Raw genomic sequence first — 23,922 nt, forward strand, 5'->3', positions numbered from 1 at the left:
GGATGGTAAGGAAATACAATGAAAAAAGAACGCTTTAAACTCTCTTCTTCAGGTAAGGTGGCCGCGTGGATGGCGCTGGCCTTTGTCACGCTGAACAGCGCAGCCGCAGGGATTGTGGCGGACGGCGGCCTGAACGGCCCCGGGGTTTCTCAGGTGAACGGAACGGATATTGTCAATATTACAGCGCCGAACAGTAGCGGGCTGTCTCATAACCAGTATCTTGATTTTAATGTGGATAATCAGGGTGCGGTCTTTAATAACGCCCTGACCGCCGGGCAATCGCAACTGGCGGGCATGCTGGAGGCTAACAAAAACCTGAACGGGCAGGCTGCCGGGGTGATCCTCAACGAGGTGATCAGCCGTAACCCCTCTCTGCTGCTGGGTCAGCAGGAAGTGTTCGGCATGGCGGCTGATCTGATCCTTGCCAACCCGAACGGGATCAGCTGTCAGGGCTGCGGTTTTATCAATACCAATAATGCCGGGCTGATCGTGGGTAATCCGCTGATTGAGAACGGGATGATCAGTGCGTACAGTACGCCGGATAATACAAATTCACTGACGATCGGACATAGCGGGATCACGACCGGTAAGGTGCTGGATCTGGTCGCGCCTGCGATTAATGCCGACGGGGAGATCCGCGCGGCGGCACTGAATGTGATCACCGGGAACAATACGGTTTCCGCTGATATGCAGACCATTTCTGCCGGGGAAAATGCGGTTCCGCTGGACAGCTATTATCTGGGCGGCATGCGCGCGGGGAAAATCCGTCTGGTGAATACCGCGCAGGGCAGCGGCGTGAAGCTGGCCGGTAATATTGATGCCGTGAATGGTTTCGATGCGCAGTCACAGGGCGCTTTAACACTGACCGGCGCACAGATCACCGGCGGGGATATCCGCCTGAGCGGCGATACGCTGCGCACAGAAGGACAGTTGCGTAACGAACATCAGCGGACAGAAGACAAACGCAGCGGGCAGTCGGTCACCGGCGAAACCCGGCAGGGGCGCTACACCCGCACCTCGCTGGACGGCAAAAATATCACACTGGTGGCACAGCAGGAAGCCCGGCTGACCGGCACGGATCTGAACGGGCTGGAGATTGCCGTTCAGGCCGGATCCATCACGCTCGACAGCGACCAGGTTGCGCAGTCAGACACCCGCACCACTAATCAGTGGAAGATGTCGTGGGAAAATAACGAAACCCGTAAAGACGAAAGCATCCGGCAGGAAACCAGCAATCTCCGGGCTGACGGTGATATCCGCCTGGCGGCCAAAACCGGTGATATTACCCTGAAAGGGGCAATACTGGTGGCCGGAACGCATCTCAGTGCGGATGCCAAAGGGGATATCCGGCTTGAGAGCGTGACCAACTCCCGCACACAAACGGTGTCCGGCAATAAACGCAATGAGACGGCAAAACTGCTCAGCGGCACACACGACGATATCACGTCAAAAGAGCAACTGGTGAAAACGGAACTGACGGCAGGCGGTAATCTGGGACTGAATGCCGGTCATGACATCCGGGCTCAGGCGGCACAGGTACACGCCGGACAGGATATGATCATTAACAGCGGCAATAATCTCACTATCGGCACGCAAACCGCGACACAGCATCAGGGCCACAAGGAGAACGTGACATCCTGGGGCGGTATCGGCGGCGGCTCCCGTGAAAACCGGGCCACCACGGAAGAGACGGCGCACGGCTCTGACGTTACCGCAGGCGGTAAGCTCTGGCTTTCCGGCGGCAACGGCGTGACCGTCACCGGCAGTAAGGTAAAAGGCACACAGGACAGTCTGGTGCAGACCGGGCAGGGCGCGCTGGTGATTGAAAGCGGCATCAGCCGGACAGCAAAACACATTGATAACCGTGATGGTGGTGCGTTTAACATCACCCGCAGCACCCTTCGCGAAAACAGTGAAGATACCCGCATTGAGCGCAGCGAGCTGAAATCGGAGGCGGATCTGCGGCTGGCAGGGAAAAATGATATCACCATCGCCGGCAGCCTGATTGAAAGTGCGGGCACACTGAAAATTGATACCCTCGGCGATATCAATGTCCGTGCGGCACAGGCACAAAAACAATCTGATAAAACAGAAACCACACTGAAAATCAGCGGTTATGCCAAAGAGGATGAAGATAAACAATATCGCGCCGGTCTGGATATCAGCCATACCCGTGAAACGCAAAAGCAGGATTCTGTCACGCAGCAGGGCAGTGAACTCAAAGGCGGCAGTGTCTCTGTCACCGCCGGAAACGATCTCACGCTGACCGGCTCCTCTCTGACCACCACGCAGGGGGATGCGGCGCTTTCGGCTGAAAATATCACCCTGAACGCAGCGGATAACCGTGAAACCCGGACACAGCAGAAAGGGGAATCTCACGGCGGTATTTATCTGACCGGCGGCATGGACAAACTCGGCGGCGGGCTGAGCGGTGGTCACACTGAAACCGGTAAAACACAGGAGCAGCATCAGGCGGTGACCTCCGGCACACAGGTGAAGGGCAATCTCACCCTGACCGCCGGTAAAACGCTTTCTCAGGAGGGCGTGTCACACACGGTGGGCGGCGCTTATACGGAAACGGCGCAGACCTCGGAACACCGGGCAGCGCACAACCGTGATCGCACCACCGAAACCACCAAAGGCGGTGAAGGCAGCCTCGGTGTTTCGCTGGATTACAGTAAAGTCTCCCGTCCGCTGGCGAAAGCCGGTGAAAATATCGCGGAAGGCAATATTGCCGGGGTGGCTGACAGTGCTGCTGCCACCGGATTGCCGGATATTGGCGTGGATCTGAGCGGCAAAGGGGAAAACCGGCAGACCATCAGCGAAAACACACAGGCGAAAACCACCTCTGTTAATGCAGGATCGGTTGCCGTGAACGCGACGGATCGTGTTCTTGATGAAGGAACACAGTACCGGGCGGATAACGGCGGTATTGCGATCAATACCGGCGATTATCAGTCAGTGGCGGCAGCGGATACACATCATCACGCTGAATCTGTGACAGAGGGTAAAGGAAGTCTGCGTGTGGCGACATCCACCGGACAGGATGTTGCGATCAGCGCGGAAGGCAGCGGCGGTCATCGTCTGGCAACAGAGAGCAGCAGTAACGCGGTAACCGGTTCACTGTCGGCGAAAGGGGGTATCTCTGTGCAGGCGGGGCGTGATGCGGCATTGCAGGGCGATACACTGCGCAGTGAGGAAGGACACATTTCTGTCCGTGCCGGTGACAATCTGACGCTGGATCAGGCGGGTGATACTCACAGCAAAACCGTCAGCGGTTATGATGCCGGGGCGCAGGTAAATGTGGAATCGCTCAACCCGAAAAATGCCGGTGGTGGCCTCAGCGGCGGACGTGAAGTGTATAACGAAAGCGGCACGACGGCGAAAACCGGTGTGATTGAGGGCAAAACCGGCGTGGTATTACAGGCCGGAAACGACCTGATCGCTAACGGTACTGATATCAGCAGTGACGGGGATATGACGGTGAAAAGCGGGCACAACACGCTGCTTAACAGCGCGGAGAGCACGAATACCCTTTCCGGACACCAGTGGCACGGTGGTGTACAGGCTAATGGTGGTAAAACAGAGACCGGCAGCAAACTCGGCGGCGGTGCGGATTTCAGTATCAGCAAACAGTCTGAAAACGTGACTAACCAGCGCGGTGGCAGTCTGCGCAGCGGCGGTACTGTTTCTGTTTCTGCGGACGGCATGCGGGATGATGCGCTGCATCTGAAAGGCACGCAGATTGATGCACAAAATACCGCACTGACTGCCCGTGACGGCGGTATTGTGATTGAATCGGCACAGAAAACCACGGACAAAGCCAACAGGAATGCGGGCGGAAACCTGAATATCGGCACCTCACGCAGCACGGAAAATCCGGAAACCGGTTCGCGGCATAATATCAGTGCCGGTCTGAAGGGCGGGATCGACAATCAGCAGACGGTGACGCAGAAAAACGCCCTTGCTGACAGCGGTAATCTGACACTGAACAGCCGCAATGACACGCAGATCCGGGGCGGGAAACTGACGGCGGATACGGTCAGCGGGCGTGTCGGTGGTGATTTGATCGTGGAAAGCCGGACTAACACCGAATCCGTTCTGAACGTTGACGCGGATCTGTCGGCGGCACATACCAATGATGAGGGCAGCAGTACCCTCGCACAACTGGCCAATGCCGGTACGCCGAAGTTCGCGGATGACATCAAAGCGGGTCTGGAAAACGGGCTGGATAAAGCGGCGGATTCTGTGCGGGAAAATGCCGGAGCCGGTGCAGGTACGATGGCAGATAAAGTGAAATCCGGTCTGACATCCCCTGCCGGGATGACCGGCAATGTTAAAGCGTCCTTTGAAACCCGCTCCTCAGAACAGGTGGGACAGCAATCCGGTCTGACCGCCCGTGAACAGGGCAAACTGCGTACCGGCGGCAGCACTATCCTGACCGGTGCGGTGCTGGACGGTCTGCCGGATGACGGGAACACCGAAATGCGTTCAGTGGCAGTCAAAGAAACCGGCACCCGCATTCACGGCGAACTCCCGCTCAACGCCGGACAGGCGATCAGTGCGGTTAAGGACGGGATCGTCAACGGAAAATCCCCGGTGGGAATTTCTGTCACGAATGATCACAGCAGTGTGAACAGTAAAGTGAAGTAATTATTAGTTTATTCAGTAAGATAAAACGGCCCTCTGCGGGCCGTTTTTTTATGTGACAATCCGGCGCGGTTTAAAAATTGTTTATATGGCTGTGGTTATGATCAGGATCATCAGTTCGGCTGTACTTAATCTGATTGTGGAATGACTACGGTATGACTACACTATCGTCTGTTTATTCACCTGCTTTGAGGGCTGGTTATGTCTAAAGTGGAATATGTCAGAGCAAAAATTGATCCGAAGCTGAAAGCAGAAGCGATTGAAACGCTTGAATCGATGGGCTTAACAGTGAGTGACGCGATAAGAATGTTGATGATTCAGATTGTTGAACAGAAAGCGATGCCATTTTGTGTGAAAAGCACACAATATCGTCATGCTGCACGTACCTTGGCCGCAATAGAAGAGTTGGAGTGCGGGAAAGGCAAAAAATTTGACAGTATTTCAGATTTAATGGCGGATCTGCAGGATGGCAAGGACGATTGAACGTTCATCTCAGTTTAAAAAAGATTATAAACGGGAAGTTAAGGGTATTTACCGTATGATGTTAAATGACAGTCTGCAGAATATCCTGAATATATTGGTAAATGATCTCCCTATACCTGAAAAATACGCTGATCATCCGCTTAAAGGAAATTGGCGTACATTTCGTGATTGCCACCTCTATCCTGATTTGATTTTGATTTATAAAAAACAAGGTGATCGTTGTCTGAAACTGGCTCGTCTCGGATCTCACAGTGAAATTTTTTAATTTTTACCTCAGGTAAAATAGATTATCTCTGTTTCTCTTTTTTGTTTCCGATCAATTCCCCGGCTGAAAAAATAATCCGTCATTTTAATCAAAACACTTATCCGTAAAAAATAATAATTTAGTGAAATACACCCTATTTTGCGAATAATCCAGTGATTGACTTTGCATTATGCGATCTGCGTAAAAGAAAATTCAGCGGGTAATGGATAGCGTAAGCGCAATTTACAACTCAATGGAAGGTGTTCTCTATGAAACGTAGTGTTTTATCTCTTGCTGTGGGGGCTGCACTGGTGATTTCTGATGCAACGGCGTGTACCTCTATTTTTGTCGGTGAAAATGCGTCTTCAGATGGTGCGCAATATATTGCCCGCAATGAAGATATGAATCCGGCAAACCCGAAAGTGTTGCAGGTGAATCAGGAAAAAATAAATAAAGACACTGAGTTTAAAACTAACTTAAATAAATTCACCTATACCCTGCCGGAAAAGGCAATGCGCTATACCACTATCCCGGAATGGAATGATAAAGGTCAGTTCCGTTTCAGTTCCAACGGTTTTAATGACGCAGGTGTCGGGATCAGTGCCACAGAAACGATTTTTGCCAATGATGCCTCATTAAAAATTGACCCGTATGTCGAAGATACCGGGATTATTGAAGATGCGATTCCGGATGTGGTATTACCGTATGTCTCTTCCGCAAAAGAAGGGGTGATGCGGTTAGGGAAAATTATCGAAGAAAAAGGGGCCGGTGAAGGTTTCGGTGTGGCCTTTATTGATAAAGACGGGATCTGGTATCTGGAAACCGGCAGCGGTCACCAATGGATGGCGGCGAAAATCCCGGCCAATACCTATTACGTCACCGCAAACCAGGGCCGCCTGGAAAAATTTGATATCAATGACAAAGAGAATTACCTGTCATCTCCGACACTGATTTCCTTTGCTGAGAAAAACGGTTTATATGATCCGAAAAAAGACGGTGAGTTTAATTTCAAAAAAGCCTATACCAAAGATGACGCGAAAAGTGACGGTTATTACAACTACCCGCGTGTGTTAGTGCTGCAAAAAATGTATAACCCGGAAATTAAGACCGACTTTAACGATGTGAAATCCAATGATTTCCCTGTTTTCTTAAAACCGGCGAAAAAACTGGGGCTGGAAGATATTAAAGCCGGGCTGCGTAACCATTATGAGAATGTCGGCACATCTCCGTATGCCACCACCTATCCGGATACCACCAAACGTCCAATCTCGGTATTCAGAACCCAGCACTCCCATATTTTACAGGTACGCAAAGATTTACCGAAAGAAATCGGTAATGTCCGTTATATCGCTTTCGGTATGCCGACATTATCCGTTTATGTTCCTGTCTATTACGGGCCGGACAGCTACACGGAAGCCTATACCATCGGTTCGCCGCAGGCGGATAATGCCTCCGCGCACTGGAAATTCCGTAAATTACAGACACTGGCGATGATCGACTTTAATAAGTATTCGAAAATTGTGCAGGCGGAATACAGCAAACAGGAAGCTCAGTTTGCCAAAGAACAACAGGCAATGGAAAAAGAGTATCTGAGTATTTATAAAACAGACCCGGCTAAGGCCAAACAACTGTTACAGGACTTCCAGAATAAAGTGATGCAGGATGCATTAAATACCACCGATAAACTGACCAATATTATTATGCAGGATCTGACCAATTCCGTGAATGAACGCTACCGTTTTAAAGGTGCGTGATGCGGTAAGGTTATTGAGACAAGATTATTAAGATAAATAAAAACGGCCTCTGTCACCAGAGGCCGTTTTATGATGATCTTTCCGGTCAGTTACCGGCTGACGGCGCGGACGGTCAGTGTAATACCGTCAACGGCAATCACTTCCACTTCCGTACCGGCAGGCAGCGGTGACCGGCTGTAAACCCGCCAGCTGCCGTCGGCGAGGCGGATACGGCTGTAACCTTCTTCCGTCTCTGTCAGCAGCGCAGCGCGCAGGCCAATCAGCTTGTGATTGACCTGGTTCGGTGAACTGCTGTCATTACGCTGGCGGCGGCGCTGAAAATTACGCCACAACACCGCACAAATCACCGTCATCACCGCGAAAATAATGCCCTGCCACTCGGGTGTCAGTCCCGGCACAATCCACGCCAGCAGTGCGACGACCAGTGCCGCCACACCACTCCAGAGCAGATAACCTCCGGTACCGAGCATCTCCAGAATCAGCAGGATGCCGCCGAAACAGAGCCAGAACCAGACCGCCTGTGATGCGAGCATTTCAATCATGCGGATTAACCCTGACCTTTAGTGTCTTTTGACACATTGAACATTTCTGCCACACCGCCGATAGCCCCCATCAGGTTGCTGGCTTCCAGCGGCATCATAATGACTTTGCTGTTTTCCGCTGCACCGATTTTGGTCAGTGCATCAGTATATTTCTGTGCCACAAAGTAGTTAATCGCCTGCATATTACCGTCAGCGATAGCATCCGATACCATTTGGGTGGCGCGGGCTTCCGCCTCAGCTGCACGTTCACGGGCTTCTGCTTCCAGGAAGGCAGACTGACGCAGACCTTCTGCTTTCAGGATCTGAGACTGTTTTTCACCTTCTGCTTTCAGGATTGCAGCCTGACGTATACCTTCCGCCTCGAGGATATCGGCACGTTTGGTACGTTCTGCTTTCATCTGGGCGTTCATCGCAGACACCAGTTCCTTCGGCGGACGCACGTCACGGATTTCAACACGGGTGATCTTAATCCCCCACGGGTTGGTGGCTTCATCCACGATATGCAGCAGACGGGAGTTGATAGAATCACGCTGAGACAGCATTTCATCCAGCTCCATCGAACCGAGAACGGTACGGAAGTTGGTCATGGTCAGGTTGATAATCGCTAAATTCAGGTTGCTGACTTCATACGCGGCGCGCACCGGGTCAATGACCTGAATAAAACAGACGGCGTCGATGGTGACGTTGGCGTTATCGCGGGAGATAACTTCCTGTGACGGAATATCAAGAACCTGTTCCATCATATTAATTTTACGGCCGATACGATCCATAAACGGCACGATGATATGCAGGCCCGGCTGCAGTGTACGGGTATAACGGCCAAAACGCTCAACAGTCCACTGAAAGCCCTGCGGTACAGTTTTGACACCGGTCGCCACAATAATGATGGCGATAAGAATAATAATCGGGACAAAACCCAGCGAGAACAAATCCATGAGCCAAAATCCTTATAAGTAATGAATAAATTGAATAATTCAGTAAGGTGATTAATTAGTACAGTAACGAGTATAACTTACGGCGGTAAGATGCGGCAGTATTATCTGCAGTCCCCATTGCCGCCATAATATCCATCATGGTTTTACGCACCTGACCTTCCGCAGCTGCCAGGTCTTTCTTCAGGAAGCTGAATAACAGCGCCAGGGCTTCATCATTGCGGTGTACTTCATGCAGTTTCAGCGCCAGCTGTACCGCGAGCTCCGCATTCTCCGGCTCCGCCGCAAAGGTATTTTGCAGTTCCTGGATTTCCGGGGTGTCTGCGGCCTGCTTTTGTAACTCAATTTGAGATAAGATACCATGATAGCGCGTATCCTGATCCTGAATCGGGACGGACTTCAATACTTTTTCAGCTTCTTCCGACAGCTTCACTTCCATCAGTGTCTGTGCCAGCAGCAGGGTGATTTCGCTGTTGTTACTCTCAGCTTGATGCGCTTCACGCAGCAGCGGCAGGGCGGCCTGAAAATCACCGGCTTCAATCAGTTCAATCGCCTGACCGGTTTTGATTTCAGATTCAGACGGCAGGAATTTGGCCAGGAAGTGACGGACGGTCTCTTCATTCTGCGGCCCCTCAAAACCATCGACCGGCTGTCCCTGATGGAACAGATAGGTGGTCGGTACGGCGCGCAGGCCGAATTGTGAGGCGATCATCTGCTCGGTATCGCAGTTCACTCTGGCGAGGATCATCATCCCGGCATAGTCAGCAGCCACTTTTTCCAGAATGGTGCCCAGTTCCTGACACTGCGGGGACTGTGCGGAATGGAAGAAAAAGACCACCGGCACCTGCATGGAAGATTCAATAACCTGGCGTAAATTGGTTTCGTTGACGTCTGTGATATGTGCGTTTGATAACATATTCATTCTCTTAATAAAGTAGCGGACTTTTTATTAACATCTGGGCGCAGCGCGGCATTTCAAGCAGCAGAGGATCTTTTGTTGAGTATTTTATCCATCAGCCACAACGGCAGCAGGCGTCTGAGCCACATCACGATCACGGTAAGACCCGTAACAGGATAGCGTATTTTCGGGTGCGGGTGCTCTAGGGCATGGATGACTTTTTTCACCACATCCTCCGGTTTACCGGTGAACAGACGGGCAATGCCCGGATTTTTGACCGGTTTATCCTGCATCGTTTGTGTGACATTTTCCGTAAAGCGGGTGGTGATCGGCCCCGGTTCAATCAGGCTGACGCGGATCCCGCTGCCGGCCAACTCCATCCGCAGGGCATCGGACCAGGCTTCCAGCGCATATTTGCTGGCGGCATAGGCGCCGCGTCCCGGGGTGGATATCAGCCCCATTACCGAGCTGGTCTGGATGATCCGGCCTTCACCGGCCTGTTTCATGGCGGGCAGCAGCAGGGTGGTCAGCTGGTGTGTGCCGAACAGATTGGCAGAAAACTGTTTTTCCAGATCTTCGCGGCTGACGGTATCCAGCGGGCCGTACAGGCCAAAACCGGCATTATTGAACAGGCCGTACAGGCGGTTATCCGTGAGCGCCAGTACCTGCTCTGCGGCACGGGCAACACTCTGCGGGCAGTCCAGATCCAGTTCCACCGGCTCAAACCCGAGGCGTGCCATTTCCGCCAGATCCGCCGGTTTGCGGCAGGCGGCCAGCACACGGTAGCCCCGTTGTTTCAGTGTGTTAGCCGCGCATAGCCCGATACCACTGGAGCTGCCGGTGATCAAAACGGCTTTTTGCATTTCTTTACCTGCTTAACTGCTTATAAATTATGAATAAATCATTTAGGATAGTCTGACACCCGTTATTGTAAGTAAGGCAGCAGTGTTTTATCCATCCAGTCAGTCACATAAGGCTGTGCTGCCGCGTTCGGGTGAATACCGTCATCCTGAATCCACTGCGGATTGGTGACGACCGCTTCCATATAAAACGGGATCAGCGGAACGGCATTTTCCTGTGCCAGCGCCGGATAGAGCGCGGAGAACCGTTCGGTGTAGCGCTTGCCGTAATTCGGCGGAATGCGGATCTGCATCAGCAGCGGCTTCGCCCCGGCGGCCTTCACCGCATCGATCACCGCCTGAAGATCGGTGCGGGTTTGTGTCAGCGGCAGGCCGCGCAGGCCGTCGTTGGCACCCAGTTCAATCAGTACCCATTGCGGCCGGTGCTGCTCCAGCAGCGCGGGCAGACGGGCAAGTCCCTGAGCCGCCGTATTCCCGCTGATACTGCCGTTTATCAGTGTGATACCGTTACCGGCCTGTTGCCAGCGTTGTCCCAGCTGTGCTGCCCACGCCTCACCGGCCGGCAGGCGGTAACCGGCACTCAGGCTGTCCCCCAGTATCAGTAATGTTCCGGCGGCATACAAATTCCCGCTGAACAGCAGCAGAAAAAGGAAACAGAGATGGCATCGGAGCCTATTCTTGAAATTGATCATCTTATTAAGCGCGTTGGTCAGGGTGAAAATGAGATCACTATATTGCAGGGTGCCGGGTTAGTTGTCGAGCCTGAAGAGACAATCGCGCTGGTGGGGGAATCCGGATCCGGAAAATCAACCCTGCTCGGCATTATAGCCGGTCTGGATGACGCGACCTCCGGTGAAGTAAAACTGCTCGGTCAGTCACTGCCGCAGCTGGATGAGGAAGCGCGGGCAAAACTGCGGGCACGGGATGTCGGCTTTGTGTTTCAGTCTTTCATGCTGATCCCGACCCTTAATGCGCTGGAGAATGTCCAGCTGCCTGCGCTGCTGCGCGGTGAATCTGAATCCGCCAGCCGGGAGAATGCAGAGCAGCTGCTGATTCAGCTCGGGCTGGAAAAACGCCTGAAGCATATGCCTGCCCAGCTTTCCGGCGGGGAGCAGCAGCGCGTGGCTATCGCCCGTGCATTTTCGACCCGGCCGAAAATTTTATTTGCCGATGAGCCGACCGGTAACCTCGACCGTCATACCGGTGACAAAATTGCCGATCTGCTGTTTTCACTCAACCGTGACTACGGCACCACCCTGATTCTGGTCACGCATGATCTGACCCTGGCGGCCCGTTGTCAGCGGCGGCTGAAGCTGTCGGACGGCAAGCTGGAGGAACTGGCATGATCTGGCGCTGGTTCTGGCGGGAGTGGCGCACACCGTCACTGCTGGTGGTCTGGCTGTCACTGACCCTGGCGGTGGCCTGTGTGCTGGCACTGGGACGTGCCGGTGATCGTATTAATCAAAGTGTCAATTATCAGAGCCGTGACTATCTGGCCGGTGATCTGGTCCTGCGCGGCTCGCATCCGGCGGATGAAACCTGGCTGAAAAAGGCGCAGGAAAGCGGCCTGGTGCTCAGTCAGCAGATGAGTTTCAACACCATGGTGTTTGCCAATGATGTGCCGCAGCTGGTGTATGTCAAAGCGGCGGATGACGCTTATCCGCTGTACGGCGAGCTGGAAACTGACCCGCCCGGCCTGAAACCGGCACCGGGGGAGATTCTGATCGCACCGCGTCTGGCGGAGCTGCTTTCGGTAAAACCGGGGCAGATGCTGGAAGTGGGAGATACCGACCTGAAAATCGCCGGTTTTCTTATTCAGGAGCCGGACAGCGGTTTTAACCCGTTTCAGATGGCACCCCGTGTGCTGATCAATTTACAGGATGTGGACGCCACCGGTGCCGTACAGCCGGGCAGCCGCCTCACTTACCGCGATATGTTTGCCGGTGCGCCGGATGCGGTGGCGGTGTTTAAACAGCAGTATGAAGATGCGCTGCGGATTGATCAGCGCTGGGTGACGTTGCAGCAGGAGGGCGGGGCGCTGGCGAAGTCTATCGATCGCGCACAGCAGTTCCTGGTACTCTCTGCGCTGCTGACGCTATTGCTGGCAATCGCCGCAGTGGCGGTTGCCATGTCGCATTACTGCCGCAGCCGTCACACCCTGATTGCCGTACTGAAAACACTCGGCGCGGGGCGGCGCGAGCTGCGTTACTGGGTGGTCGGGCAATGGGCGGTACTGATGGCGGCAGCGATGGTTGCCGGATCCCTGCTGGGGCTGATTTTTGATGCGGTCCTGATGAGCCTGCTGGCACCGCTGCTGCCGAAGGCACTGCCGGATCCGGGATTATGGCCGTGGGCGTGGGCACTGCTGACACTCCTTGCCATCACTCTGCTGGTGGGCGCACGGCCTTACCGCCAGCTGATGCTGACACAGCCGACCCGCGTACTGCGTGATGACGTGGTAGCGCCGGTCTGGCCGCTGCGCTGGTATCTGCCGCTGGCGGTACTGATTGTGGCAGGCGGGCTGGCGGTGCTGACCAATGCCTCGTTCCTGCTCTGGGCGGTGCTGGCCGGGGTGGTATTGATCGCTGCACTGCTGGCAGTGGCCGGTTACGGCGGATTGTGGCTGCTGGCGAAAATTCCGTTCCGTGCCCTGAGTCTGCGCCTGGCTGTCCGCCGTCTGCTGCGTCAGCCCGGTCAGACCCTGGTGCAGACCGGGGCGTTTGCCCTCTCCTTTATGCTGCTGGGGTTGCTGGTGATGGTTCGCGGTGATCTGATCGGGCGCTGGCAGCAACAACTGCCGCCGGACACACCGAACTATTTTCTCGTGAATATGACGGAAGAACAGATATCGCCGGTCAATCAGCTGCTGGCATCACACAACGTGACACCGTCAGAATATTACCCGGTGGTGCTGGCGCGGCTGTCCGGCATTAACGGCGAAACCGCACTGGCGTGGGCCGATGCGCGTGATCCGGGCAACAATACTGTCCGCCGTGAACTGAGCCTTACCTGGCAGGAATCGCTGCCGCCGCTTAATGAACTGGTGGACGGCACCTGGCCGCCGAAACCCGGGGAAGTCTCTATTGAGATGGAAGTGGTCAAACAACTCGGGCTGAAAGTCGGGGATACCCTGACCTTTACCGGTGATACCCGTCCGTTTACCGTGACTGTCAGCAGTGTGCGGCAGGTGGACTGGGAGAGTATGCGGCCTAATTTCTTTTTCATCTTTAATCACGCCTCGCTGGAAAACCAGAGCGCCATGTGGCTGACCAGCTTTCACTATGACGGTAATGACGGATTAATCACCCAGATGAATCGTAAGTATCCGTCCATCAGTATTTTTGATACCGGATCGATGCTGAAACAGATCCAGACCATTCTCGCGCAGGTCAGCCGTGCGCTGGAAGCGATGGTGGTACTGGTGCTGATTTGCGGCGTGCTGTTACTGCTGGCACAGATTCAGGTGGGAATGAATCAGCGCCGGACCGAGCTGGTGGTATATCGTACGCTGGGAGCCGGTAAACGCCTGCTGCGGCGCACGCTGTGGAGTGAGTTTGCCTTGCTGGGCGCGATGGCCGGTGTGGTCGCCGCACTCGGGGCAGAAGCGGCCCTGTGGCTGTTGCAGACCCGCGTATTTGATTTTCCGTGGCAGCCGCAGTGGCCGCTGTGGGTCGGGCTGCCGCTGGCCGGTGGTTTGCTGCTGTCACTCTGCGGCAGTGTGCTGGGGATCCGCCTGCTCGGGGATCCTCAGCAGTACCGCCGCTTACAGAGTTAGTCCGGCGAGGATGTGTATGCTCTGACCGGTTTGTGTTGTGGCGGTCGCATAAAGAATGTGGCCGCCAGAATCACCATCACCGGCAGGGCGATCAGCAGGAAAGCCGGGGTAAAGCTGCCGCTGTAATCCTTGACGGCACCGGCAAAGAACGGTGCCAGACAGGCAAAGGTGGAAATCAGATTCACCACAGAGAACAGCTCCAGATACGGACCACGGCCGAAATAGTTTGCCAGCAGTACACTGGAGGCCAGGAATGTCATGCCGTAACCAATCCCCACCAGCACGGTAAACAGGATCAGCAGCGACCAGCTGGTGGCGATACTCAGTGTCAGCACACCGAATGTAATCGCGGCAAGGCTGATAATCAGCAGTTTTTTCGGCTCCAGCCACTCCCCGATAGCGCCCCCGGCCAGCCGGGAAAACGCGTTAATAAAGGCCATGGTACTGAGCAGCGTGGCGGCAACGGTTTCACTGAACCCCTTATCCATAATATGCGGCACGGCAAAGCTGTTCACGGTAAATCCGCACCATAAAAACGCGGTATAAGAGGCGGCGATAACATAAAACTGCCAGGTTCTCAGCGCCTGACGGGCACTCCAGTGCGCCTGACTGCGGTAGATGCGGGAACTCTGTTTTTTCTGCTGCCACATCACGGCACGGGCATGCGTGATCTCACGGCGGCCTTCCCGCATTACCAGCAGGGTGATCAGGGTGACAACAGCCAGCGTCAGGGCGGCGATCAGCCAGTGGATCCGCCAGGAGCCGAACACATGCGCGGCGAGAAAATAGATCCACGGCCCGACCACACCGCCCAGCCCGCCGAGGGTAAAGTAAAAACCAAACGCCAGCGACTGACGGCTGAACAGCCGCGAAATCACATAAGTACCGGGAACAGTAGCCATAAAGGTAAAACCAATCCCGAGAAAGGCGGTGCCGATAAAATAGCGCTGAATCGACTGTGTGGTGTACAGACTGTAAAACCCGGCCAGAAACAGCAGCAGCCCGGTCAGCAGTGTCAGGCGGACATTGGTTTTACGGATAAGAAGACTCGGCAGAAAGCTCGATAACCCGCAGGTCAGCCCGAGCAGCGTGAATCCGAAACCGGCGTCTGTCCAGCTCCAGTTCAGCTCTTTGAGCATACCGGGTAAGACCACGCCTAATGAGGTGAAGGTAGTAGCGGTGGTCAGGAAATAAACCAGCCCCAGCAGGGTAAGTATAGTCCATTGATAAACAGGACCTAAGCGGCGATCTGACGAAAACATCCCGGCTCCGGAAACGGCGTAAAAAGCAACATGCCCGGCTGAACACCGAGCATCAGAATGGGACTATTGTCGCCGGAAACCGTACAGACTACCAGCTTAATATTGTTTTTGCCCAGTCCGCAGAGGACTGATATTCCGCCGGTAAATCCTGTGCCAGCCCGCCGAGTGCGGCGATAAGCTGCGCCGGATCGGGATGCGTCAGGTTAATGTGGCCGACCTTACGCGCCGGGCGCACCTCTTTATCATACCAGTGCAGATGCGCCAGCGGTTGTGCCAGCCACTGTGTATTCAGTTCCGTGCCGATAATATTCACCATTACCGCTGGGGCGGTGACAACCGGCTGCGGCAGCGGCAGATCCAGAATCGCCCGCAGATGCAGCTCAAACTGACTGACAGACGCACCGTTTTGTGTCCAGTGACCGCTGTTATGCACACGCGGTGCCAGTTCGTTAATCAGCAGGCCGTCTTCTGTGACAAAACACTCCATTGCCATCACACCGGTATAATCCAGCTCAGTGAGGATCGCCCCCAGCATCTGCTCAGCCTGTGCCTGAAGCGGGTTTTGTGCCGGCGGGAAGGCCACGCTCATGCGCAGAATACCTTCTTCGTGATGGTTATGGGTCAGCGGATAAAACACACATTCCCCGGCGCGGTTACGGGCGCCGACCAGCGACACTTCACCGGAAAACAGAATACCTTTCTCGGCAATACATTCGCCGTAAATTTCCGGCGGCAGAGAAGCTTCATCACCGGGACGCACCCGCCATTGACCGCGTCCGTCATAGCCGCCGGTACGGCGTTTGACGATGACAAAGTCCCCGAGACGGGTAAAAATGTCCGGCCATTCATCAGGAGACGACAGCGGCTGCCACGGTGAGGTGGCGAGATGCAGAGTGTCCATCAGCTGTTTCTGCGGCAGGCGGTCGGCCAGACGCGGAAAGATATCGCGGTTGATAAAGGCGGGATGCTGCTCCAGCACACGTGTCAGCGCGGTCTGCGGCCACTGCTCGATTTCAGCGGTGATCACACTGTGCTGATAAGGAACGGCTTCCGGTTCGGCATCCAACCCGACCGGATAAACCGAAATACCCAGCGGCTCACCGGCCTGGCGCAGCATCCGGCCCAGCTGACCGTTTCCCAGAACACACACCGGCTTCATCAGTTGGCCTCCCGCGGATCCGGGTGGCTGAGGACATCATCAGTCTGTGCATTACGCCAGTCTGTCAGGCGGGTCAGCAGCGCCTCATCATGCAGGGCGAGGATCTGTGCGGCGAGCAGGGCGGCATTGGCGGCACCGGCTTTGCCGATAGCCAGCGTACCGACCGGAATACCTTTCGGCATCTGCACAATAGAATAGAGACTGTCGACACCGCTGAGCGCGGCACTCTGCACCGGCACACCCAGTACCGGTACGAGGGTTTTCGCCGCCAGCATTCCCGGCAAATGTGCTGCACCACCGGCACCGGCAATGATCACATCAAACCCGTTCTGTTTTGCGGTTTCAGCAAAGGAAAACAGTTTGTCCGGCGTGCGGTGCGCGGAAACCACTTCTGTGTGATAAGGCACCTGAAGCATATCGAGGATCGCAGCGGCGTGCTCCATGGTGCTCCAGTCACTTTTGGATCCCATAACAATAGCCACTTTGGCTGCCGGTGAGTGTTGTTGCGAAGAGGCGGCGTTCATGTTTTCGGTGCTCCTGTACATCCCGCGTCACGAAAATTGACAGACGTCCGGCAGTGAGCCGGTTAAGAAGACGGGCATAATATCACGGTAAATCACGAAGGAAAACGTTTGCGTCACGGATTTTTCACAAATACGGGGAGATAACGGCTCAGAACGGAAAGAAGATCAGTGAAATGCTGTCCGGGGTGATTTTAAAGGCAGAACCTTGTGAGTGCCACGCGCCGAGGACACCGCGAAAGTGCGTTTCGCCGTCAGCGGAAACATCATGAACCGCAGGACGGTGGGTGTGACCGTGGATCATCCAGCGGGTCCGGTACTGACGGAATGCGTTCATCACTTCGTTCTGATTCACATCCATAATCGCTTCGCTTTTGCGCTGATTGGCAGACTGACTGCCTGCGCGCATTTTTTTCGCGATTTTCAGGCGCAGCGACAACGGCAGCCACAGAAACAGGCGCTGGATCCACGGCGTGTGAACACGCCGGCGGTAGTGCTGGTAGTCTGTGTCATCCGTGCAGAGGGTATCACCGTGCAGGATCAGGATCTGATGCCCTTCGGCTTCAATCACCTGTGTGTCCGGCAGCAGGGTCATTCCGCACTGACGGGCATAGCGTTTGCCCAGCAGAAAGTCACGGTTACCGCAGATAAAGAAGATCTTCACGCCGCTGTCACTGAGGGATTTCAGCGCATCAGCCACGGTTTTATGCAGCGGGTTCGGGTCATCATCACCAATCCAGTAATCAAAAAAATCACCGAGAATATAGAGCTGTGAGGCATGAACCGCCTGTTCCCGCAGAAAACGAAGAAAGCCGGCGGTGATCGCCGGCTCCTGCTCATTTAAATGCAAATCTGCAATAATAAGCGTGGTCATACTTACTCAGAAACAGTCACGCTTTCGATGATGACATCTTCACGCGGCACATCCTGGTGCATACCACTGTTGCCGGTTTTGACCGCTTTGATTTTGTCCACAACATCCATACCGTCAACCACTTCAGCAAACACGCAGTAGCCCCAGCCACTTGGTGTTTCTGAACGGAAGTTCAGGTAGTCGTTATCAACCACGTTGATGAAAAACTGTGCAGTGGCGGAATGCGGATCGTTGGTACGGGCCATCGCCAGGGTGCCGCGGTTGTTTTTCAGACCGTTGTTGGCTTCGTTTTTGATCATACCGAGAGTCGGTTTCTGCTTCATGCCCGGTTCAAAACCGCCGCCCTGGACCATGAAATCATTGATAACACGATGGAAAATGGTGTTATTGTAGAAACCGTCTTCACAATATTTCAGGAAGTTTGCGACCGTTTCCGGTGCTTTGTCCGCGAACGTCTTAATGACGATATCACCATGATTTGTATGAAAAGTTACCATAATAATTTCCTGCTGCTTATATTTTAAAGGCAATAATCTGCCGTTTTTATCTCCGGGGTGTGTTATATCATACTCACTAATCTGCGTCAGTATTTGTTATAATCACCGGGTTTTACAGGGTCTTTCTTGCATTTGCAGGGTATTCGCGTTTCAATAACCTGACCTGTCTCAGATTATGATCCCCGCAGACAGATATAAAAAATAAAGTATTTATTATCAATTAATTAACAGAAGTCACCATCAACACGTACAGACTTTTAATGGAATAGTCCTATGCTGAAAATTTATAACACCTTATCAAGACAAAAAGAGGAATTTAAGCCCATTAACCCCGGTAAAATCGGGATGTACGTGTGTGGTATCACTGTTTACGACCTGTGTCATATCGGACACGGGCGGACATTTGTCGCGTTTGACACCATCGTGCGCTATCTGCGTCACGCCGGGTATGAAGTGAACTATATCCGCAACATCACGGATGTGGACGACAAAATCATCAGACGGGCGAATGAAAATAACGAAACCTGTGATCAGCTGGTGGATCGCATGGTGGCAGAGATGCACCGCGATTTCGATGCCATGAACCTGATGCGCCCGGATTCAGAGCCGCGCGCCACACATCATATCAAAGAGATTATTGAGATCACGCAGTTATTGCTCGATCGCGGTCATGCCTATGTGGCGGATAACGGGGATGTGATGTTTGATATCAGCAGCGATCCTGAATACGGCCTGCTGTCACGTCAGGATTTGGAACAGCTTCAGGCCGGTGCCCGTGTCGAGGTGGCGGATGTGAAACGCAACCCGATGGATTTCGTGCTGTGGAAAATGTCCAAACCGGGTGAGCCGTCCTGGGAATCACCATGGGGCGCAGGCCGTCCGGGCTGGCATATCGAGTGTTCCGCGATGAACAGCAAACAGCTGGGCACGCATTTTGATATTCACGGCGGCGGTTCTGACCTGATGTTCCCGCATCATGAAAACGAAATTGCGCAGTCCACCTGTGCCCACGACGGCCCGTATGTCAATTACTGGATGCACTCCGGGATGGTGATGGTCGATAAAGAGAAGATGTCAAAATCCCTCAATAACTTCTTCACCATCCGTGACGTGCTGGGTTATTACGACCCGGAAACGGTGCGTTACTTCCTGCTGTCCGCACATTACCGCAGCCAGCTCAACTACACGGAAGAGAACCTGAAACAGGCGCGTACTGCACTGGAACGTTTCTATACCGCACTGCGCGGCACAGATAAAGACGCGGCAATCGTGGTGAATGAGGAATTCGCAAACCGTTTCCGCGATGCGATGGATGATGATTTCAACACGCCGGAAGCGTATTCTGTACTGTTTGATATGGCGCGTGAACTGAACCGTCTGAAACAGGAAGATATGACCGCAGCAAACGGCCTGGCGGCACAGCTTCGCCAGCTGGCGGGTGTGCTGGGGCTGCTGACTCAGGATCCGGAGCAGTTCCTGCAAAGCGGAGCACAGAGCGAAAGTGATGAAGATGCAGCGAAAATTGAAGCACTGATCAAACAGCGCAATGATGCCCGCGCCTCAAAAGCGTGGACGCTGGCAGATGCAGCCCGTGATGCTTTAACCGATATGGGTATTGTGCTGGAAGATGGCCCGCAGGGTACCACCTGGCGCCGTAAGTAATCATGATTACATTCTGACTGAAAAGCCCGGCATTATTCACTGCCGGGCTTTTTTATATCACTTTATTTTTACCGGGCAGGCACAACAGCCGGTTATCCGCTATTCTGTTACAGCACCTGCTTTATTGTGTGATGTCTTTGTCGTACTTTTATATTAAAAATAAAGGAAGCATCTGATGAGTAAAAATATGTTAGCTATGCTGGTGGCATCTGTCTGTGCATTCGGCACCATGACGGCATCTGCCGCCGGATTGTCAGATAATATGAAAACGCTGAACGCGAATCTGCAGATCGTTGAAAAAACAGATGACGCGGCAGCGCTGAAAACTGCACTGACCGACATGCGTGCTGCGGCACAGAGTGCCAAAGGCGAGTTACCGGCAAAACTGAAAGGTAAAGCGGCGGACAGCGCAGAAGTGAAGGATTACCATCACGGTTATGATGTTCTGACCGGACAAATTGATGAAGCACTGAAACTGACGGAAGAAGGTAAAATTCCGGAAGCGAAAGCCATGGCTGAACAATTGAAAGCCACCCGTGGTGAATACCACAAAAAATACCGTTAACAGCGAATATAAATACCGTTTTTCCGTATTAAAAACGCCCGGTCATCATTGCCGGGCGTTTTGTTATTCAGCGGCTGATAATCAGTCCCGTTTGCGCGGCATCATGCGCAGCAGGGTATTATCTTTCCAGAAGTAGTGATGTGCCAGTGCGGCAGCAGCATGCAGGCCGATAATAAAATAACCGGTATTGGCAATGATCTCATGAATATTCTGTATGCTGTACGCGAGATCTTCATCCGGTGCGGCGGAGACCGGCATCGGAATACCGAATAATGACCAGTCATAACCATTCAGATATTTAATACTGAAACCGAGTACCGGTAACAGAATGAATATCACAAAGATTATCAGATGCACCAGATGGGATAAGCCGGTTATCATCGGTGACGGTTTGGGAATAATAGCCGGTGCGCGGTGCTTTATTCTGACCGCCAGCCGGACAATCATCAGTATACCGACGGCAATTCCGCAACTGTAATGCAGCCCGGACAACATACTTCTCAGTGGTTCGTCAGCGTTATCCCGTAACAGGGCGCTGACATAAACGACAATCACAAGCAGGAAAATAAACCAGTGCAGGGCAATCTGCACCGGCTGAAATTTTTGTGTTTTCATTTTTTGCGGCTCTTATTATACGGATAAAAAAACCAGAGGCAGTGCTCTGGTTTATTCGCAGATTACGATTATTCAGCCACTTTTACCTGCTGACCGGCAAATTCCACCACTTTACCGGCGGTAATTTTGCAGCGCTTGCGGGTTTCTGTTTCACCGTCAACAGTCACCTGACCATCAGCGATAAATTGTTTGGCGGCAGCACCGCTGTCGGCCCAGCCCTGAATTTTGAGCAGATCACACAGTTCGACATGCGGGTGCCCGTCGAGATTAAAAATATCCATGGTTATTCGTCCTTATCGTGAAATTCTTCGCAGGCCTGTAAGGTATTCTGAATCAGTGTGGCAACGGTCATCGGCCCGACGCCGCCCGGTACCGGGGTTATCCACTCCGCGCGTTCAGCCGCTTCGGCAAAATTCACATCACCGACCACTTTGCCGTTTTCCAGGCGGTTAATACCGACATCAATCACAATCGCGCCGGGTTTGATCCACTCACCCGGAATAAAGCCGGGTTTCCCGACCGCCACAATCAGCAGATCCGCATGTTCAACATGGTGACGCAGATTGGTGGTAAAACGGTGAGTGACCGTTGTGGTACAACCGGCCAGCAGCAGTTCCAGACTCATCGGACGGCCGACAATATTGGATGCACCGACAATCACCGCATTCAGACCAAACGTATTGATATTGCAGCGCTCAAGCAGCGTGACAATACCGCGTGGTGTGCAGGGGCGCAGATTCGGCGCACGCTGGCACAGGCGGCCGATATTATAAGGATGAAAACCGTCGACGTCTTTATCCGGATGAATACGCTCAATGACTTTGACATTATCAATACCGGCAGGCAGCGGAAGCTGAACGAGGATCCCGTCGATAGTATTATCATTATTCAGTTCATCAATGAGATGGAGGAGTTCGGCTTCGCTGGTGGTATCGGGAAGGTCATAAGAGCGTGAAATAAATCCGACTTCTTCACAGGAACGGCGTTTGCTGGCGACATAAATCTGAGATGCGGGGTTCTCACCGACCAGGATGACGGCGAGACCGGGAGCCCGTTTTCCGTTAGCAATCCGCTGCTGAACTTTTGCGGCAACTTCGGCCCGGATGGTCGACGCAATCGTTTTCCCGTCTATAATTTTTGCTGACATCGTGTAAAAATCCATAAAACAGATAAAAGATGGGCACTATTCTGTCAGAACATTTTCCGTCTGTCAGTTATGTTTTATTAAGGTGTCAGAAAGTCACTGACGAAGATAACTGATTTTCTGATTGACTCGCCGCGCTTCAGCCGTATAATCCACGGTGCATCAAGCAGTTAACCCGCTGTTTTTTTCCTCAGCGCGCCCTTAGCTCAGCTGGATAGAGCAACGGCCTTCTAAGCCGTAGGTCACAGGTTCGAATCCTGTAGGGCGTACCATATAAAACAATAAGTTATATGTCCCGGAAAGAAAACCCGCCAGAAAACGGGTTAAGTAACGGGTGTGGTTAGTCTTTTTATTTTTCACTCCTGACTTAATCCTCATAAACAGGTTCAGACCATCCCAAAAAAGTCCCGCCTTTCGTTTTCCTCTGAAAGAGACGACGACGTCAGTGTTCATCATCAACTTACTCACAAACAGACAAATTGCGAGTCTCAATAACAAAAAAGAAACAATAACCCGATAATAATGAAACGAAAATGAGTTGTTATTGATACATGAAAATAACATATTCATGGTAAAATTATTGCATCATGTAATACCAACAAAGAATATCTCCCCATGTTTAATCGAATTAAAATATCCGCGTCTTTTCTTTTTATCTTGTTATTGTTCTTCGTAATTCAGATAGTAAGTATCTCTCTGACGATTACTTATGCAGAAAAAAATCACTCAAGCGACATTGCTGATAGTATCAATACAAAAAATGCAGCAGATGCAGATGATGTTATATATAGGTTACGAAAAGCTGGGTACTTTATTCAAAAGGCAGCAAGTGAAATTTCCTCAGGTAAAGGCGGCGTGCCTTCGGATAGTTTAAGTGCTGCAGTAAAGGAAATAGATAAATCCGGGGAAATCTGGAGCTCGTTTATTGAGCAGCCCGCTGAATTTATAAGTAGCAATGACCTGATAAAATTAAATGAATCATTTAATAAATACCGGGATGAATTAAATAATTCCATTCAACTTTTAAAGGGGAATGATGTTGCTGCATTTAGTGAGAATAACTTAACGTCTATCGCCCGGGATTTTGACAGAAGCTATGATGTATACCAGGATGGATATATAAATTCATATGAAAAAACCATTCAGGATTCATATGATGACTATAACAAAACAATATATATATCCATGGCTATCATTTTAACGTCATTACTATTAATCATACTTTCTTGGGTTTACATTAAAAAAGTCATTATTTCTCCATTGAATAATGTTGTTGATAATATTCAGGATATAGCCAAAGGAAATCTGTCAAAAAATATTACTATTTCAGGTGCTAATGAAATAATGATACTCGCGGAAACATTGTGCCATATGCAGCATGAACTGGCGGTCACCGTCGGTGATGTCCGTGATGGTGCCAATGCCATTTACAGCGGTGCCAGTGAGATCTCGGCCGGTAATAACGACCTTTCTTCACGGACCGAG

At 52.5% G+C, this 23,922-nt stretch carries 22 protein-coding genes and 1 tRNA gene; 10 read left to right on the forward strand and 13 right to left on the reverse strand.

The features are described from left to right. The first annotated feature begins 18 nt into the window (after window positions 1-18). The 4 genes from N7387_RS10675 to N7387_RS10690 all read left to right on the forward strand — a co-directional run bounded on the left by N7387_RS10675 (window position 19) and on the right by N7387_RS10690 (window position 7,131). The gene (locus N7387_RS10675) at window positions 19-4,653 is read left to right on the forward strand and encodes a hemagglutinin repeat-containing protein (RefSeq protein WP_279798845.1); all 4,635 of its coding nucleotides are present in this window, start codon (window positions 19-21) and stop codon (window positions 4,651-4,653) included. A 198-nt stretch (window positions 4,654-4,851) separates the two neighbouring features. Next, window positions 4,852-5,133 carry a type II toxin-antitoxin system RelB/DinJ family antitoxin gene (locus tag N7387_RS10680; RefSeq protein WP_279798847.1) on the forward strand — a complete coding sequence of 94 codons (282 nt, stop codon included), beginning with the start codon at window positions 4,852-4,854 and terminating at the stop codon, window positions 5,131-5,133. Further along, entirely contained in the window at window positions 5,117-5,398 is a 282-nt protein-coding gene (locus tag N7387_RS10685; RefSeq protein WP_279798849.1) for a type II toxin-antitoxin system YafQ family toxin, read from the forward strand. The genes N7387_RS10680 and N7387_RS10685 overlap by 17 nt, the downstream gene beginning before the upstream one ends. Before the next feature lie 248 nt (window positions 5,399-5,646). Then, window positions 5,647-7,131, forward strand: a complete 1,485-nt coding sequence (locus N7387_RS10690) for a C69 family dipeptidase (protein WP_279798851.1) — start codon at window positions 5,647-5,649, stop codon at window positions 7,129-7,131. Between the two features lie 89 nt (window positions 7,132-7,220). Here the strand turns inward: N7387_RS10690 and N7387_RS10695 are convergent, their stop codons facing one another. The 5 genes from N7387_RS10695 to tesA all read right to left on the reverse strand — a co-directional run bounded on the left by N7387_RS10695 (window position 7,221) and on the right by tesA (window position 11,055). Continuing rightward, window positions 7,221-7,673, reverse strand: coding sequence for an NfeD family protein (locus tag N7387_RS10695; protein WP_025151682.1), 453 nt, complete (start codon window positions 7,671-7,673; stop codon window positions 7,221-7,223). Between the two features lie 5 nt (window positions 7,674-7,678). Beyond that, window positions 7,679-8,608, reverse strand: a complete 930-nt coding sequence (locus N7387_RS10700) for an SPFH domain-containing protein (protein WP_029990449.1) — start codon at window positions 8,606-8,608, stop codon at window positions 7,679-7,681. A 55-nt stretch (window positions 8,609-8,663) separates the two neighbouring features. Further along, window positions 8,664-9,521, reverse strand: a complete 858-nt coding sequence (locus N7387_RS10705) for a co-chaperone YbbN (protein ID WP_262861587.1) — start codon at window positions 9,519-9,521, stop codon at window positions 8,664-8,666. Window positions 9,522-9,580: 59 nt separating this feature from the next. Next, on the reverse strand, window positions 9,581-10,366 hold the full coding sequence (locus N7387_RS10710) for an SDR family oxidoreductase (protein ID WP_262883763.1): 786 nt from the start codon (window positions 10,364-10,366) through the stop codon (window positions 9,581-9,583). Window positions 10,367-10,428: 62 nt separating this feature from the next. After that, the gene (gene tesA, locus N7387_RS10715; protein ID WP_029990448.1) at window positions 10,429-11,055 is read right to left on the reverse strand and encodes a multifunctional acyl-CoA thioesterase I/protease I/lysophospholipase L1; all 627 of its coding nucleotides are present in this window, start codon (window positions 11,053-11,055) and stop codon (window positions 10,429-10,431) included. Here tesA and ybbA point away from each other — a divergent pair. Beyond that, a complete protein-coding gene (gene ybbA, locus N7387_RS10720; protein WP_025151678.1) occupies window positions 11,023-11,709 on the forward strand; it encodes a putative ABC transporter ATP-binding protein YbbA in 687 nt (228 codons plus the stop codon). The genes tesA and ybbA overlap by 33 nt on opposite strands. After that, window positions 11,706-14,138, forward strand: coding sequence for a putative ABC transporter permease subunit YbbP (ybbP, locus tag N7387_RS10725; RefSeq protein WP_279798859.1), 2,433 nt, complete (start codon window positions 11,706-11,708; stop codon window positions 14,136-14,138). Before ybbA ends, ybbP begins: the two co-directional genes overlap by 4 nt. Here the strand turns inward: ybbP and N7387_RS10730 are convergent. The 5 genes from N7387_RS10730 to ppiB all read right to left on the reverse strand — a co-directional run bounded on the left by N7387_RS10730 (window position 14,135) and on the right by ppiB (window position 18,451). Beyond that, window positions 14,135-15,400, reverse strand: a complete 1,266-nt coding sequence (locus N7387_RS10730) for an MFS transporter (protein WP_279798860.1) — start codon at window positions 15,398-15,400, stop codon at window positions 14,135-14,137. The genes ybbP and N7387_RS10730 overlap by 4 nt on opposite strands. An 88-nt stretch (window positions 15,401-15,488) precedes the next feature. Continuing rightward, complete coding sequence (gene purK, locus N7387_RS10735) at window positions 15,489-16,559, reverse strand: 5-(carboxyamino)imidazole ribonucleotide synthase (RefSeq protein WP_279798862.1); 1,071 nt, start codon at window positions 16,557-16,559, stop codon at window positions 15,489-15,491. Beyond that, window positions 16,559-17,083, reverse strand: coding sequence for a 5-(carboxyamino)imidazole ribonucleotide mutase (gene purE / locus N7387_RS10740; protein ID WP_108656327.1), 525 nt, complete (start codon window positions 17,081-17,083; stop codon window positions 16,559-16,561). Before purE ends, purK begins: the two co-directional genes overlap by 1 nt. A gap of 148 nt (window positions 17,084-17,231) precedes the next feature. Next, window positions 17,232-17,954 carry a UDP-2,3-diacylglucosamine diphosphatase gene (locus N7387_RS10745; RefSeq protein WP_279798865.1) on the reverse strand — a complete coding sequence of 241 codons (723 nt, stop codon included), beginning with the start codon at window positions 17,952-17,954 and terminating at the stop codon, window positions 17,232-17,234. 2 nt (window positions 17,955-17,956) lie between these two features. Further along, window positions 17,957-18,451, reverse strand: coding sequence for a peptidylprolyl isomerase B (gene ppiB / locus N7387_RS10750; RefSeq protein WP_262861580.1), 495 nt, complete (start codon window positions 18,449-18,451; stop codon window positions 17,957-17,959). Window positions 18,452-18,724: 273 nt separating this feature from the next. On the opposite strand from ppiB, the gene cysS reads away from it, so the two are divergent. Together cysS and cybC are read left to right on the forward strand one after the other, a co-directional pair. Further along, window positions 18,725-20,113: a cysteine--tRNA ligase gene (gene cysS / locus N7387_RS10755; RefSeq protein WP_279798867.1), complete on the forward strand. Its 1,389-nt coding sequence runs from the start codon at window positions 18,725-18,727 to the stop codon at window positions 20,111-20,113. Window positions 20,114-20,288: 175 nt separating this feature from the next. Then, entirely contained in the window at window positions 20,289-20,678 is a 390-nt protein-coding gene (gene cybC, locus N7387_RS10760) for a cytochrome b562 (RefSeq protein WP_279798869.1), read from the forward strand. An 81-nt stretch (window positions 20,679-20,759) separates the two neighbouring features. Here the strand turns inward: cybC and cybB are convergent, their stop codons facing one another. From cybB to folD, 3 genes are all read right to left on the reverse strand, one after another. After that, window positions 20,760-21,293 (reverse strand): cytochrome b561, encoded by a 534-nt coding sequence (gene cybB, locus N7387_RS10765; RefSeq protein WP_045138014.1) that lies wholly within the window; start codon window positions 21,291-21,293, stop codon window positions 20,760-20,762. Window positions 21,294-21,361: 68 nt separating this feature from the next. Continuing rightward, window positions 21,362-21,574, reverse strand: coding sequence for a ribosome-associated protein YbcJ (gene ybcJ, locus N7387_RS10770; protein WP_186724879.1), 213 nt, complete (start codon window positions 21,572-21,574; stop codon window positions 21,362-21,364). A 2-nt stretch (window positions 21,575-21,576) separates the two neighbouring features. Next, window positions 21,577-22,440 carry a bifunctional methylenetetrahydrofolate dehydrogenase/methenyltetrahydrofolate cyclohydrolase FolD gene (folD, locus tag N7387_RS10775; RefSeq protein ID WP_025151667.1) on the reverse strand — a complete coding sequence of 288 codons (864 nt, stop codon included), beginning with the start codon at window positions 22,438-22,440 and terminating at the stop codon, window positions 21,577-21,579. Between the two features lie 192 nt (window positions 22,441-22,632). On the opposite strand from folD, the gene N7387_RS10780 reads away from it, so the two are divergent. Together N7387_RS10780 and N7387_RS10785 are read left to right on the forward strand one after the other, a co-directional pair. Next, window positions 22,633-22,709, forward strand: a tRNA-Arg gene (locus tag N7387_RS10780). A 343-nt stretch (window positions 22,710-23,052) separates the two neighbouring features. Beyond that, window positions 23,053-23,922, forward strand: an 870-nt coding sequence (locus N7387_RS10785) for a Tar ligand binding domain-containing protein (RefSeq protein WP_279798873.1), incomplete at its 3' end; no start/stop codon positions are given.

Source organism: Morganella sp. GD04133 (genome assembly GCF_029835375.1).
Taxonomy (GTDB): Bacteria; Pseudomonadota; Gammaproteobacteria; order Enterobacterales; family Enterobacteriaceae; genus Morganella; species Morganella morganii_B.

What these genes read in the sequence shown, in the direction of transcription:
- N7387_RS10730 (WP_279798860.1), bottom strand. Translation starts at nt 15,400, where the DNA reads ATGTTTTCGTCAGATCGCCGCTTAGGTCCTGTTTATCAATGGACTATA.
- purK (WP_279798862.1), bottom strand. Translation starts at nt 16,559, where the DNA reads ATGAAGCCGGTGTGTGTTCTGGGAAACGGTCAGCTGGGCCGGATGCTG.
- cybB (WP_045138014.1), bottom strand. Translation starts at nt 21,293, where the DNA reads ATGAAAACACAAAAATTTCAGCCGGTGCAGATTGCCCTGCACTGGTTT.
- N7387_RS10710 (WP_262883763.1), bottom strand. Translation starts at nt 10,366, where the DNA reads ATGCAAAAAGCCGTTTTGATCACCGGCAGCTCCAGTGGTATCGGGCTA.
- N7387_RS10700 (WP_029990449.1), bottom strand. Translation starts at nt 8,608, where the DNA reads ATGGATTTGTTCTCGCTGGGTTTTGTCCCGATTATTATTCTTATCGCC.
- N7387_RS10675 (WP_279798845.1), top strand. Translation starts at nt 19, where the DNA reads ATGAAAAAAGAACGCTTTAAACTCTCTTCTTCAGGTAAGGTGGCCGCG.
- N7387_RS10705 (WP_262861587.1), bottom strand. Translation starts at nt 9,521, where the DNA reads ATGTTATCAAACGCACATATCACAGACGTCAACGAAACCAATTTACGC.
- ybcJ (WP_186724879.1), bottom strand. Translation starts at nt 21,574, where the DNA reads ATGGATATTTTTAATCTCGACGGGCACCCGCATGTCGAACTGTGTGAT.
- cybC (WP_279798869.1), top strand. Translation starts at nt 20,289, where the DNA reads ATGAGTAAAAATATGTTAGCTATGCTGGTGGCATCTGTCTGTGCATTC.
- N7387_RS10745 (WP_279798865.1), bottom strand. Translation starts at nt 17,954, where the DNA reads ATGACCACGCTTATTATTGCAGATTTGCATTTAAATGAGCAGGAGCCG.
- purE (WP_108656327.1), bottom strand. Translation starts at nt 17,083, where the DNA reads ATGAACGCCGCCTCTTCGCAACAACACTCACCGGCAGCCAAAGTGGCT.
- N7387_RS10685 (WP_279798849.1), top strand. Translation starts at nt 5,117, where the DNA reads ATGGCAAGGACGATTGAACGTTCATCTCAGTTTAAAAAAGATTATAAA.
- cysS (WP_279798867.1), top strand. Translation starts at nt 18,725, where the DNA reads ATGCTGAAAATTTATAACACCTTATCAAGACAAAAAGAGGAATTTAAG.
- N7387_RS10680 (WP_279798847.1), top strand. Translation starts at nt 4,852, where the DNA reads ATGTCTAAAGTGGAATATGTCAGAGCAAAAATTGATCCGAAGCTGAAA.
- N7387_RS10690 (WP_279798851.1), top strand. Translation starts at nt 5,647, where the DNA reads ATGAAACGTAGTGTTTTATCTCTTGCTGTGGGGGCTGCACTGGTGATT.
- folD (WP_025151667.1), bottom strand. Translation starts at nt 22,440, where the DNA reads ATGTCAGCAAAAATTATAGACGGGAAAACGATTGCGTCGACCATCCGG.
- ppiB (WP_262861580.1), bottom strand. Translation starts at nt 18,451, where the DNA reads ATGGTAACTTTTCATACAAATCATGGTGATATCGTCATTAAGACGTTC.
- N7387_RS10695 (WP_025151682.1), bottom strand. Translation starts at nt 7,673, where the DNA reads ATGATTGAAATGCTCGCATCACAGGCGGTCTGGTTCTGGCTCTGTTTC.
- ybbA (WP_025151678.1), top strand. Translation starts at nt 11,023, where the DNA reads ATGGCATCGGAGCCTATTCTTGAAATTGATCATCTTATTAAGCGCGTT.
- tesA (WP_029990448.1), bottom strand. Translation starts at nt 11,055, where the DNA reads ATGATCAATTTCAAGAATAGGCTCCGATGCCATCTCTGTTTCCTTTTT.
- ybbP (WP_279798859.1), top strand. Translation starts at nt 11,706, where the DNA reads ATGATCTGGCGCTGGTTCTGGCGGGAGTGGCGCACACCGTCACTGCTG.